Source organism: Arthrobacter sp. SO5, from assembly GCF_020532805.1.
In the GTDB taxonomy this organism is placed as follows: Bacteria; Actinomycetota; Actinomycetes; order Actinomycetales; family Micrococcaceae; genus Arthrobacter.
The window spans coordinates 24,729-37,498 of record NZ_MQTQ01000068.1 but is presented as its reverse complement, the minus strand read 5'-3'; the positions used below and the strand labels follow the sequence as shown (position 1 = coordinate 37,498).

General features: G+C 67.2%; 13 protein-coding genes. 2 read left to right on the top strand and 11 right to left on the bottom strand.

The window, feature by feature from the left end:
* A partial coding sequence (locus BJG92_RS12785) for a copper resistance CopC family protein (protein ID WP_232084386.1) occupies positions 1-354 on the bottom strand: 354 nt, incomplete at its 3' end.
* A gap of 111 nt (positions 355-465) precedes the next feature.
* Between BJG92_RS12785 and BJG92_RS12780 the strand changes: the two genes are divergently transcribed.
* Both BJG92_RS12780 and hutG read left to right on the top strand, forming a co-directional pair.
* On the top strand, positions 466-1,908 hold the full coding sequence (locus BJG92_RS12780; protein WP_232084385.1) for an NCS2 family permease: 1,443 nt from the start codon (positions 466-468) through the stop codon (positions 1,906-1,908).
* Positions 1,909-2,081: 173 nt separating this feature from the next.
* Positions 2,082-3,035 (top strand): formimidoylglutamase, encoded by a 954-nt coding sequence (gene hutG / locus BJG92_RS12775; RefSeq protein WP_232084384.1) that lies wholly within the window; start codon positions 2,082-2,084, stop codon positions 3,033-3,035.
* Here the strand turns inward: hutG and BJG92_RS12770 are convergent.
* From BJG92_RS12770 to BJG92_RS12725, 10 genes are all read right to left on the bottom strand, one after another.
* Positions 3,016-3,861 carry an HAD family hydrolase gene (locus tag BJG92_RS12770; RefSeq protein ID WP_232084383.1) on the bottom strand — a complete coding sequence of 282 codons (846 nt, stop codon included), beginning with the start codon at positions 3,859-3,861 and terminating at the stop codon, positions 3,016-3,018. The genes hutG and BJG92_RS12770 overlap by 20 nt on opposite strands.
* Positions 3,858-6,515: a phosphoribosyltransferase domain-containing protein gene (locus BJG92_RS12765; protein WP_232084382.1), complete on the bottom strand. Its 2,658-nt coding sequence runs from the start codon at positions 6,513-6,515 to the stop codon at positions 3,858-3,860. The genes BJG92_RS12770 and BJG92_RS12765 overlap by 4 nt, the downstream gene beginning before the upstream one ends.
* Complete coding sequence (locus tag BJG92_RS12760; protein ID WP_232084381.1) at positions 6,512-7,693, bottom strand: HpcH/HpaI aldolase/citrate lyase family protein; 1,182 nt, start codon at positions 7,691-7,693, stop codon at positions 6,512-6,514. Before BJG92_RS12760 ends, BJG92_RS12765 begins: the two co-directional genes overlap by 4 nt.
* A gap of 35 nt (positions 7,694-7,728) precedes the next feature.
* Positions 7,729-8,556 (bottom strand): hypothetical protein, encoded by an 828-nt coding sequence (locus BJG92_RS12755; RefSeq protein WP_232084380.1) that lies wholly within the window; start codon positions 8,554-8,556, stop codon positions 7,729-7,731.
* 2 nt (positions 8,557-8,558) lie between these two features.
* A complete protein-coding gene (locus BJG92_RS12750; RefSeq protein ID WP_232084450.1) occupies positions 8,559-9,101 on the bottom strand; it encodes a TerD family protein in 543 nt (180 codons plus the stop codon).
* 8 nt (positions 9,102-9,109) lie between these two features.
* Positions 9,110-9,628, bottom strand: coding sequence for a hypothetical protein (locus BJG92_RS12745; protein ID WP_232084379.1), 519 nt, complete (start codon positions 9,626-9,628; stop codon positions 9,110-9,112).
* Between the two features lie 34 nt (positions 9,629-9,662).
* A complete protein-coding gene (locus BJG92_RS12740) occupies positions 9,663-10,859 on the bottom strand; it encodes a toxic anion resistance protein (RefSeq protein WP_232084378.1) in 1,197 nt (398 codons plus the stop codon).
* A 32-nt stretch (positions 10,860-10,891) separates the two neighbouring features.
* Complete coding sequence (locus BJG92_RS12735) at positions 10,892-11,479, bottom strand: TerD family protein (RefSeq protein ID WP_269461977.1); 588 nt, start codon at positions 11,477-11,479, stop codon at positions 10,892-10,894.
* A 65-nt stretch (positions 11,480-11,544) separates the two neighbouring features.
* On the bottom strand, positions 11,545-12,126 hold the full coding sequence (locus BJG92_RS12730) for a TerD family protein (protein ID WP_232084376.1): 582 nt from the start codon (positions 12,124-12,126) through the stop codon (positions 11,545-11,547).
* Positions 12,127-12,159: 33 nt separating this feature from the next.
* A complete protein-coding gene (locus BJG92_RS12725; protein WP_232084375.1) occupies positions 12,160-12,750 on the bottom strand; it encodes a TerD family protein in 591 nt (196 codons plus the stop codon).
* Positions 12,751-12,770 lie beyond the last annotated feature (20 nt).

Genomic DNA, 12,770 nt, shown 5'->3' with positions numbered 1-12,770 from the left:
GCCTTCAATGGGGTGGGAGTCGGAACTGACCACCCGCCACACCACCGTGAACACCCCGGCGGGTGCGCCGGACCTGAGCCTCTGCGAGGCGACGTTGTCCACAATCTCGACGCCACCCTCAGCCCAGTTGTTTCCCGCGGAGTCGTTCACCGCGAACTGGGAGCCGAGCGCCAGCGGGTTCTTGCTAAAGGTGACGGAGACCTTCTCGGGTGGCGTGGGCAACGTGGCGCCGGCTGCCGGGCTGCTGGACTCGGCTGCGTCGTGCGCGGAGGCCGGGGCAATGGCGCCGAGCAGGGCGGCCCAGAGGAGCAGTGCGCCCAGCAGGACGCTCACAAGCTGGCGGATGGGGCGCATGGTTCGGGCTACTCCTAGTGTTGGCTTCCTTACAGACTAGGCGAAATCGGCCGGGCGCCCGTGCCGCGCCGAATAGGATCGACGTAACCACCCACGTCTCCCGGAGGACTAATGCTTAAGCAGGGCTCTGCACTCGATCGGTATTTCAAGATTTCCGAGCGGGGGTCGGACTTCTCGCGCGAGATCCGGGGCGGCTTCGCCACGTTCTTCGCGATGAGCTACATCGTGGTGCTGAACCCGCTGATCCTCTCCGGCCCCGATTCCTCCGGCGCCACCCTCGGATTCCCGGCCGTCGCCGCCGTCACCGCCTTCGTCGCCGGCATCCTGACCATCCTGATGGGGGCCTGGGCCAAGCACCCGTTCGCGCTCGCCACCGGCCTGGGCGTGAACGCCTTCGTCGCCGTCACGGTGGCCACCAACCCCGGACTGACCTGGCCGGACATGATGGGCCTGGTGGTGCTCTCGGGCGTCACCATGCTGATCCTGGTCCTCACCGGCTTCCGGACCGCCGTCTTCAAAGCCGTTCCGGAAGGGCTGAAGACCGCGATTGTGGTGGGCATCGGCCTGTTCATCGCCCTGATCGGCCTCGTCAACGCAGGCTTCGTGCGCCGCATCCCCGATGTCGCCGGCACCACCGTGCCGGTCGGCCTGGGCTTCGACGGCAAACTGGTGGGCTGGCCCACCCTGGTCTTTGTCTTCGGCCTGATCCTGACCATCGCCCTCGTGGTCCGCAAGGTCAAGGGCGCGATCCTGATCGGCATCGTCGCCTCGACCGTCCTGTCCGTGATCCTGGAATTCACCCTGCACATCGGTCCCAGCTTCGACGGCAAAACCTACAACCCGGCGGGCTGGTCCCTCGTGGCCCCGAAGTTCTCCGAATGGGCCGCCCCGGACCTGTCGCTGATCGGCAAGGCCAACCCTTTCGGCGCCTTTGAGCACCTCGGCTTCGTCGCGGCCACCCTGCTGGCCTTCGTGATCCTGCTGAGCATCTTCTTCGATGCCATGGGCACCATGGTGGGCCTTGCCACCGAAGCGGGCACCATCGACAAGGACGGCAATATCCCCAACGTTGACCGTGTCCTGCAGGTGGACGCCCTCGGCGCAATCCTCGGCGGCGGCGCGTCTGTCTCCTCCAACCAGATCTACGTCGAATCCGGCGCCGGCATCGGCGAAGGCGCCCGGACCGGCCTGGCCTCGATCGTCACCGGCCTGCTGTTCCTCGTCGCCATGTTCTTCACCCCGCTGATCAACCTCGTACCCTTCGAGGCCGTGGCGCCGGCCCTGGTCATCGTCGGGTTCATGATGGTCTCCCAGGTCGGCAAGATCGACTGGCAGGACCTGGGCATCGCGATCCCCGCGTTCCTGACCTTCACCCTCATGCCGTTCACCTACTCGATCGCCAACGGCCTCGGCGCCGGCTTCATCACCTTCGTCCTCATCCGCACGTTCCAGGGCCGGGCCCGCGAAGTGCACCCGCTGATGTGGGCTGTGGCCGCGGCCTTCCTGCTGTTCTTCGGGATCGGCCCGATTGAGGCGGCACTGGGGCTGCACTAAGCTTCGTCCCTCCCGCGTTCCTGTCCGCCGAGTGGTCATTTCGCGGCAATGTTTCCCGACATCATTGCCGCGAAATGACCACTCGGCGGTATTTAAGCGGGGTTTCCGGGATTCCGGACGCTCCCGCGGCGGAGCGGCTGGTTTTCGGTCCCGCGCTGCGGTGAGCTAGGGGCATGGATTTTCCCGCGCCCGCCGTTGACGTCCCGCCGCAGCCCTGGACCGGGCGGTTCGACGGCGACGGCGTTGAGCACCGCCGCTGGTGGCAGGCCGTCACCCCGTACGTCCCGCGCCCCATCCCGGCCGCGTCCCCGCGCCCGGCCGTCATCCTCGGCTTCGGCAGCGACGCCGGGGTGCGCCGGAACAAGGGACGCCCCGGCGCCGCGGCTGCCCCCGCCGCCATCCGCGCCGCCCTCGGCCCGCTCGCTTTCCATCTGGCCCGGGAGGTGCACGACGCCGGGGATGTCACCGTTGCCGGGGACGCCCTGGAAGCCGGCCAGGCCCGTGCCGGACTCGCCGTAACGGCGCTGCTGGACGCCGGCCTGCTTCCGGTGGTGCTGGGCGGCGGGCACGAGACCGCGTTTGCCAGCTACCTGGGCGTGGCCGGCTCCGCGGCCGTCCGTGCGGGCCTGCGGGTGGGCGTCCTGAACCTCGATGCCCACTTTGACCTCCGGGATGAGCCCGTGCCCAGCTCCGGCACGCCGTTCCTGCAGATGGCCCGAGCGGAAGCCGCCGCCGGCCGCGAACTGAAGTACGCCGTCGTCGGGATCTCCGAACCGAACAACACCCTGGCGCTGTTCCGCACCGCGGCGGAACTGGGCGTGGACTACCTGCTGGACGAGGACTGCTCGGCGGCGGCAGCCGGTGCTTTTGTGGCCGCCTTCCTGGCTCAGGTGGACGCGCTGTACCTGACCATTGATCTGGACGTGCTGCCGGCATCGGTGGCCCCGGGCGTGAGCGCACCCGCCGCCTTTGGCGTGCCCCTTCCGGTGATCAGCGCGGTGTGCCGGCAGGTCGCCGCGAGCGGCAAGCTCCTGCACCTGGATGTGGCCGAGCTGAACCCCGAATTCGACATCGACGGCCGCACTGCCAAAGTGGCCGCCCGGCTGATTAATACGCTGCTGGGGTAGCCTGCGCCAGGACATCGTCCACGAACCGCAGGATCTCCTCCCCCGCGAGGACGCCGGACGCCGAGGTCACGGTCAGGTGCGCCCGGGTGAAGTCATCACTGTGGAGTTCGCCGTGCGCCGGCCGGATGGCGATGTCCGCAAGCTCCAGGATGCCCGCGTCCAGCCGCGAGTCGCCGGCTGCCACCAGCAGTTCGGCACCGCTGCGCCGCCGGACTTCGGCCACCGCGGCCTCCTTGGTGATGGGGGCCGGCACGCAGTAGAGCTTGCGGCCCTGCAACGACGTGGTCCAGCCGCGTTCAAGGCACCACGCACCAAGTTCCTCGAGGTAGGCGGAGGGCAACTGCTGGCGGTCAACGATCGAATACACAAAGAAATCTTCGGCCGTCCGGACCCGCAGCAGCCCGGGCACCGCCGGGCTGCCCGTGAGGTGCTCCAGCACATTGCTCAAGGGCACACAGCCTGCGCCCAAGGACCGCTGGATATGGCGGGACCAGCCGGGATCCGGTTCCCCGTCGTGCAGCAGCACCGCGCCGTTCGTCGTGACGGCGTAGCCACAGCCGAAGCCCGGCAGCCGCACCCGGGAGAACTGCGCACGGGTCCGGGTGGTGACCGGAACGAAGACGCTGCGCTCTACGATCCCCTCCAGCAGCTCCTCTGCCGCCCGGGTCATGAAGGACAGCGGCGCCGCGTCGTAGACTTCGGCGACCACCATCCGGGGCGCCAACTGGTCACTAGCCGTCAGCGCCATGGAATTCGCCGAGTAGATCAGCGTGCGGTCCAGGTCGCTCGCCACCATGACCGGGGCGGCGTCGATCCCCGGGCTCATACGTCCGCCACCGTTTTCCCGTCAGCGCCGGTCGCCCCTGGGGTGTGCAGCGGGTGGATCAGCCCCACGCAGCTGTAGGGCAGCCCGGGGACCTCCAGCACTTCGACGCCGCGCTGTTCCGCCAGATGCAGCACATGGGTGATCCCGCCAACCGCGTCCGGGTGTACCAGCACCTTCCACGGCACCCGGCGAAGCAGGACCCGGGTGGTCTCACCCACGCCAGGCTTGACTAGGTTCACATTGTTGATCCCGAAGTTCCGGCTGATGTCCTCGACAGCGGACCATCCGGACCAGTCGGCCTCCGGCAGCGCCCCGATGTCTGCAGGGAAGCCGGCCGCGGCGGCCAGGACTTCGCCCCGGACGGCCGGGAAGCGGGCCTCTATGGCATCCAGGAACCGGTGGGACACGTCGCTGCCCCCCAGCTGCGAGTAGAACTTGGCGCCGTGGAAGTCACCGGGGCCGATCAGCTCCGTGTTGAACACGGTCCGGGACACCAGGCCCGAGACGGTGGAGTTCAGGCAGGCCGACGGGACCAAATAGTCGTCCCTGGTGCCGAAGATCCGCACGCAGTGTCCCGGATCTGCCAGGACGGCGAGGTCCGGCCGGAACGCGGCGCCGTCGGTCCTCCGGAACAGTTCGACGGCGGCCTCCAGCTCGCGGGCAATGGCCCCCTTGCCGGTCCATCCATCCACGAACATGACCTGTTCCGGGCTGTGGTGGGCGGCGAGGTAGGCAAGCGCGGTCTGATCGATGCCGAGTCCGCGGACGATGCTGACGGCATAGTGCGGCAGGTCCAGGCCGTGGACCTCCCGGGCCCAGCGCTTCATGAGGATCCCCACCGGCGTTCCGGCACGGGCCAGCGATACCAGGACCGGGGCGTTGCCGCGAAGCCTCAGCACTTGTTCCGTCAGGATGCCGACGGCGTGGGCAATGCGGGCCGCCGAGCTGTCGAGCGCCGCCTGGAACAAGGCCCCGTACTCCGGCGAGGGCTCGAACTCCTGCGGCAATGATTCCGCGTAGCTGGCTTTCCCTGATTGGATGGCGGCTTCGCGTTCCGCCCCCGGCGCCTCCAGTTGCGCGTGGCTCAGGTCCTTGAGCAGCCATTGCACGTCTTCCGGGGCATAGGAGCCGAATCCGGGGCCGGTGAGCGGCTGCGGGAGCGGCGCCTCCCGGGCCAGCAGCACCAGCCGGACCGCGGCGCCGGTGCCGGCGACGGCCTGGGCAATTCCGCCGGGTGCCACCAGCAGGGCGGTGGGGGTTCCGGGCTCCGCCATGATCACGACAGTGTCGAAGCGCTCCTCCGGGTGGGCGAAGTTGTACGCGAACCTCTGCCCGGGCCCGCCGTCGGCTTCATCCTGGCCGGCAAAGGAAACGGCTGAACGGACCGCATAACCCGGGTGGTCGAGGGCAGCGATCGGCGACCGGGTACTGGTGGAATACCGGATGTCGAGTTCGGGGCGAAGTTGCTGCAGCCGTGCCGCGACGGCCAAAGGGAGAGCCATGAATTCCTCGGTTGCCAGGACCAGGATCCTGTTGCCCGCAGCCGCCCCCGCCCCCGCAGCCGCGCCCGCACCGAGCGTGCCGGCGAGGGCCCCGGCGATCTCCGCCGCCTGTTCCGGGTCGGAACGCCCCGCGACGCCGAAGCGGGCGCTGCGGACCGGCGGCACGACGTCGGTGAGGTCCAGGAGCCGGATGTGGCCCAGGTCCGGAATCGGCGGAGACGGGAGCGGGAGGCTGCTGATCAGTTCGGCGGCGTCCGCTGCGAGCGTCCCCGGCAGCTGAATGCTCCCCTGTGCCAGTGCCACGGCGCTGATCCGGGCGCCGAGTTCAAGCGCCAGTGCGTCAAGTTCGAGCCGGTCCGCGTCGGAGCGCAGGTCGACCAGGGAGGCCACGACATACCGGCTGTGCGGGGCGGTGCCGTGAAGGTCGCGGATGGTGTTGATGACGGTGGCGCCGGTGCTCAGCTCGTCGTCGACCAGGACCACTGTTTCGGCCAGGTGGAGGGCGGCTCGGCTCGTCGGCAGCAACTGATGGGAGGTGGCGTGCGAGTGCGCCTCTTCGAAGGCCCCGTAGGGCGCCACTCCCCCGCGGGTCTCCCGGGTGGAATGGATGTAGTACGTTCCCAGCTGCTCCGCGACGAGGTGGCCCAGGCCTGTGGCGGTTTCGGCGTAGCCGATTGTCACGACGCCGGGAAGCTCGCTCTGGTGTCCGGCGAGCATGGCGCAGAGATCCGTCACAGCGGACGCCCGGGTGGTGCGTCCGTCCGGGCCGGAATCGAGCCGGGATTCGCCGTCCGGGCCGGAATCGAGCAGCCGCCCGAGCCTCGCCGCGGCTTCGGTAATGACCGCTGTGAGCGGATGGTCCGTCGCCGGGTCCGGGCGCCGGCCCTCGGCGGCTCGAGTCTGGAGTTCCACCCGGACCAGAAGCGCGAGCAGCCACCCCGCCGCGGTCGCGATGCCAGGTTCGGTGGGCACGTGCTTGGCGAGCACCCGTGACACGAGGAGGTGGGCGCGTTTGGGATTCCGGCGGAGCGCGAGTCCCACGAGGGCCTCCACCGGCAGCAGGCTGCGCGTGGTGGCGGTGGCGACGTCCACGCCGAGGACATCCCGAACGTACTCTCCGCTCCACAGGGCGTCGGTCCTCGCGGTGCTCACCGCATACTCGCTTCCAGGAGTTCAACGAAACTTACGCCGGGTCTGGCGACGCCGAAGGCCCGGGCGCGCAGCAGCGTGCGCTGCGCCCAGGCCCGGTGTGGCTTCGCCTCGTTCATTTTGTTGCCGTAGGACGAGGGCCGTGCGCCGCCGCCTGCATCCCCGGCGATGTCCAGGGCATCGAGGTACTCCTCGTGGCTCACCACGGACATGGAGTGCACTACCGGCACGTGGCTCGGGTGGATCACCGACTTGCCGGTCAGCCCGTTGGCCTGGTCCAGTTCGATCTCGCGGATGAGCCCGTCAAGGTTGTCCATCAGGATCCGCTGCCGCAGATCGCCCTCGTCCCTGGCCTCAAACGGGGTGGAGCGCAGTTGCGGCCGCAGGACCCGTTCTGTGTTGACGAAGTGTTCCCACACGGGGCCGGAGATGACCCAGCCGTCCTGCGGGCGGCCGAAGATGTTCACGACGTCGCCAATAATGTTCGCGACGACCTTGACGTTGTAGATGGTCAGGTCGCGCGAACGCCGCAGCCCGAAGGCACTGGACATGTCCGTGGCGCCGATCCGGACGCACAGCACCAGGTCGCGGAACTCTTCAACGAGGGCCAGGTTGTCCGTCAGGACCCGGACGCGTGACTCCAGATGGGTTGTCGACAGGTCCTCGATGATGGGCATCGCCCTCAGGGCGTGTTCCCTGGAGTCCCCGGTGCGTCCGGCTTCCTCGTTTAACAGCTGCAGTGCCGCCAGGAAGGCGCGGCCGCGGCCTGTCTCGTTTTCGAACTTGGGCAGGACAAAACCGTAGACGACGGTGAGGGCGGCACCTGCCCGGCGTCCGACGTCGAGCAGCTGTTCGGGGGTCCGGCACCGGATGAAAAGCAACGGGAGCTCGTCCGGATCGTCCAGCGACAGTTCGTCCAGTGCGGCGAGCAGGTTCTCCTCCGCTGCGGGCAATTCCTCGTCGGGTACGGCGTCTTCGAGACAGACGACGATGCTGAGGCAGCCCGCCGCGGCCTGTTTCCGTATTCCGGCTGCCAGTGAGCTTCGCGTGGCCGGCGAGTACAGGGTGGCCCCGAGCGCGACGGCGAGCAGGCCGGGATCCGAGGTGCGGTGCAGGGGCTCGGGGTGCAGGTGGAAGAGCCGATCCCTGACGGATTCGGCCAAGGCTTTGAAGTGCTGCATTGTCCCCTAGTTGTTGTCAGTGGTGCGCTGCGGGATCAGCGCTGGAGGACCCGCCGGTCCAGTGGAATGGTCATGGTGAAACCGAAAATAGCCCAGATGGCTGCGTCGGAGGCATCTGCCGGAACGAACTCGGCGCGGAGCTCCAGCACCGCGCCGACCCGCACGACGTACAGAACGCTCCGCAACCCGGCATCGTTCCGGGCAGCAACCGTGGCGGCCGCGCCGTCGAAGACTCCGACCGTCAGCGGGCTCTCTCCCGCGACGAACAGGAGGCGGCGAAGGAGCCGGACATGGCGCAGGGACACGACGCCGGCCCCGTCCTGCACGCCGGCCAGGGACCGGTTCCCGGGAGTGAGGACGGCGGTGCCAGCCTTGTGCCCCTCAGTGTGGTGGGCGCCTGTGGTGAGCTCCGGGTCCTCCCAGGCCACCGAGCGAACCCCGGCCACCAGGAGTGAGCCAATCGCAGACTGCCTGGCGTTCAGGCGCACCACCGGATTCGCTTCCCCCAGCTCGCGGACGCTGCCGAAATCCGGGGCCGGGAACAGCCGCCCGAATGCCGCCGGAGCGGGCCGGGGCCCCGGCGTTGAAGACCCTGCTGCCTTCGTGGACGGTGAAGCCGCCTGGCTCGAGCCGAGAGTGAGACCGCCGGAGGCCGTCGGGCTGGTGCCGAGCGTGAGTCCGCCGGAGGCCGTCGGGCTGGTGCCGAGCGTGAGTCCGCCGGAAGCCGCCGGGCTGGCGCCGGCGTTTGGCGCCGGGGCTGTACTGGGCGACGTGGCTCGAATGGGTTCCGGCTGCACCACGGGCTTCGGGCGCCGGCTGAGGTAGGGGATGTCGGTGCGCAGCGCGGTTCGGTTCAACGCCATCCTCAGAGCTTCAACTTGAAGTCGGCGGCCACGGCGGAGAGTCCCGCCTCGTAGCCTTGACCGAGGGCGCGGAACTTCCAGCCCCCGGCGTGCCGGTAAAGCTCCCCTAGAATCATGGCGTTGATTTTGTCGAGGTTCCCCTTCGGAACGGTGAACCTCAGCAGTTCCCGGTTGTGTTCGGTGGCGACCCGCAGGTAGGCATTCTTCACGGCGCCGAACGTGCCGGGGCCGCGCACCTCCGGATCCACGTAGAGCAGCACAACGATCTTGTGGACCCCGTCGGGCACCCGGTTCAGGTCGACGTCGATCTGGTCCTGGTCTTCCGCGCCGGCGAAGGAAATGCTGCCTTCGGGGCTGACGATCTGGTTGAAGAAAACCAGGTGGTCATCCGAAACGGCACGGCCGTCGGCCCCGCACATGATCACCATGGGGACCAGCTCGGCCTGCGGGCCACGGCTCGGGACCATGTCCCAGCCGATGCCGAGCAGCACTTTCTCCAGCCCGGGGTTCTCAGCAGTGAGGGCGGCGTTGCTGCCCGCGACCATAGTAGCCACTAGCGTCCTTCCAGATGGAGACCATCAACATCAAACTTGTCCCGGAGAAACTGGCCGTGGACTGCCAGTTCCGTAATGGCCCCCGTCCGGACCTGGTTGTCCAGGTTTTTGACGGTGGAGTAGAGCACGTCGAACTGTTCCAGCAGCACCGTCGTGTCGGCCGAATCGTCCCGCCGCGACCCGGCGGCCAGCATCAGGTAGGCCCGGAGCGGGGACGGCAGATAGTCGGTGACGACGGCGTTCAGCAGGACGCGCTGCTCGGTCGACGCGCCCGACCGTTCGATGTAGCCGATAAGGGTGCGCAGGATGTCGGTCAGCTGCAGCACCTGTGACACCACGAGGGGAGGCAGTTCGGCGCCGTGGGCCAGTACCATCCGCCGCAGCTCCTCGAGCGCGGCGGCAGTGACTGTCAGCTCGTCCGCAGACGGATCGACGGCTGGAGATTCGGCACCGGGGACGGCGGCGGGGCGGGATTCCGCTCCGCCGCCGAACAACGAGCCTAAGAATTTTGCGACCATAGCCCGTAAGCCTATTGCTCAGGGCTGGCGACCACTAATTCCCTTCCTGCTGCCGGACCCTGTCCAGGTACGGGCGGGCCCGTTCCAGCCCGGTTTCGAGGGCCTGGACGGTGCCTTCCATGCTCTTGTTGGCCTGGGAACGGAAGGTGTCGATGGCGTCCATGGTCTGGAACACGTTGTCGAACGCCTTCTGCAGCGTCTCCACGCTGACACCGGAGCTCGCCGCCTGCTGGTGGATCCGGGCGGTCTGATCCTTGAGCATCTCGGACGTCTTGAGGATCATGTTGTTCGTCGTCGTGTTGATGGCGTCGATCTGATCCAGCACCATCTTCTGGTTCGCCAGTGCCTGGGCCACAATGACGGCGGTCCGCAGCGCGGAGATCGTCGTCGTGCGTGCCCGTTCGACGCCCTTGATGAGTTCGGTGTTGTTCTTGCGGATCATGTCGATGGCCAGGTAGCCCTGAACGGAGACGGCCAGCTGGGTCAGGATGTCCTGGTGGCGCTGCCGGATCGGATAGAGCACGTCCGAGTCGAGTTTGCCCGCCTCCTCGATCTGGCCCTGCATCTTCATCTCATCGATCTTGCTTGCTGTTGCGGTGTCCAGGGCCTTGGCAAACACTGCGTATTCGCTCAGCGCCTGCATGGTCTCCCACAGCTGGGTCTTTTCCTGCGCAAGGGAGGCGTTGTCCTTGAGCAGCGCGTCCTGTCCCGCCATCAGGGACTTGATGATCTTGTCGAGCTGGGTCTGCGCACTCTCGTATTTCTGGAAATACTTCGCGAGCTTGTTGCCGCCCGGGATGATGCCCAGGATCTTCCGGCCCACGCTCAAGTCGGCATTGCTGGGTGTCAGGTCTTCCACCGTGGACCGGAGTTCACCGAGCGTTGAGGCTACCTGCACCTGGGCGTTGCTGCCGGACTTCTTGGCACCGGCCAGCGACGTGGAGGACCGCTCCAGCAGCCGGCTTGAGGTGTTGGCCGATGCCACGAGCTGCTGGCCGCCCAGCCGGTTGATGCCGTCGATCTTGGTGGAGTACTCGGGGCTGAACGGGCTCATCGCCGACACTTCACTGACGAAGGCGCGCGCCTGGGCATTGATCTCCTGCTGGCGTTCGGCAGGAACCGGTACCATCCCGGGTGCGTCGTCGACCTTGACGATCTCGACGGACGCCGGCGCGTCCAGCACGAGGGGGTTCGATGCCGAGGTCTCAGGCGGGGTGAGTTGCATGCTCATTGTTGCTTCTCTCTTTCGTAGGTCTCGGGCTCTCAGCCGAGCTGGACGCCGAAGTCCGCGGCAATTCCCGCGAGGCCGGTGGCGTAGCCCTGGCCGACGGCCTTGAACTTCCACTCGCCGTTGTGCCGGTAAAGCTCTGAAAAGATCATGCAGGTCTCCGGCGCGGAGTCCTCGCTCAGGTCGTAGCGGACGATTTCCGTGTCGCTTTCCTGGTTGACTATGCGGCAGTAGGCGCCGCGCACCTGGCCGAAGTTCTGCCGGCGGGTGTCGGCCTGATCGATCGAAACCACGAAGACGATCCGCTCCACATCGGAACCGACGGCGGAGAGTTCGACGGCGACCACTTCGTCGTCGCCGTCGCCGTCACCGGAGCGGTTGTCGCCCTTGTGGACGACCGACCCGTCGGCGGCGGCCGGCTGGTTGTAGAAGATGAAGTCCGCGGAGCTGCGGACTTTGCCGTCGGCGCCGAGCAGGAGCGCCGAGGCGTCCAGGTCGAATGCGTCGCCGGTGGTGGTGCGGGGATCCCAGCCCAGCCCGACGAGAACCTTGTTCAGTCCCGGATCGGTCTTGGTGAGCGAGAGGTTACTGCCTTTGGTAAGCGTCAAGCCAGCCATGGTCATTCTCCTTGTTAAGTCTGGTGGATACGTGAAGGAGTGGCCAAGGTTCCCCCAGGACCACCCAGCACCTAATCCAGTGAGATACCGAAGTCCGATGCAACGCCGCGGAGGCCTGAGGCGTAGCCCTGGCCGACGGCACGGAACTTCCATTCTCCGTTGTGGCGGTAGATTTCGGCGAAAATCATGCACGTTTCGGCTGCTGCGTCCTCGGTGAGGTCGTAGCGGACCACTTCGTTGTCGGTCTCTTGGTTCACAACCCGGCAGAACGCGTCCCGGATCTGGCCGAAGTTCTGGCGGCGGGCGTCTGCCTGATCGATCGACACGACGATGACAATCTTCTCGATGTCCAGGGCAACGGCGTCGAGATCGATGAGGATCTGCTCGTCGTCGCCGTCGCCGTCTCCGGTGCGGTTATCGCCCTGGTGGACGACCGAGCCGTCCGGAGAGGACAGCTGGTTGTAGAAGATGAAGTCGTCGTTGGAGCGGACCTTGCCGTCAGCACGGACGAGGAGGGCCGAGGCGTCGAGGTCGAACTGTTCACCGGCGGTGGTCCGTGGATCCCAGCCGAGGCCAATCATGGCCTTGCGAAGTCCGGGGTCGGCTTTTGTCAGGGACAGGTTGCTGCCCTTGCTCAGAGTCAGGCTGGACACGATTCCTCCTCGAATACGCTGCGAATGTGGGGGTCAGATGACAGATGCCGCGACGCCGCGGACATCGCCGGGAGTGCGCCCGTTGGCCGGAGTTCCGATCGCCTGGAAGCTCCAGGTACTGCCGGTCCGCGAAAGCTTCGACATGACCATCGCCGTGTACGGGCCGGACTCGCTCAGTGAGTAGCGGGCGACTTCCGGGCTGCCCGCGGCCGAGTCGTCGATGACCCGGCAGAACGCGTTCTGGACCATGTCAAAGGTCTGCTGGCTGTAGCTCGTGATGACAAAAACGACGTGCTTGACCGCCGGCGAGACTGCAGGCAGGTTCACCATCATGGTCTCGTCATCGCCGTCCCCGGCGCCGTTGAGGTTGTCGCCGGTGTGGCGGATCGCGCCGTCCTTGCTGGTGAGCTGGTTGAAAAAGACCGTGTCCAGGTGATTGCCTTCGCCGTCAAACATGATGGCCGAGGCATCCAGGTCGATCTCAACGGTCTTCGTTCCGCCGAAGAACCCCTTCTTGGCCGGGACAGCGGAGTCCCAGCCCAGACCCAGGCGCACGGTCGTCAGGGACTCGCCGTTCTGCTTCGTGAGCGACAGCGACTGGCCTTTTTGCAAACTCAAACCCATTGATTTACTCGCTTTCCTAG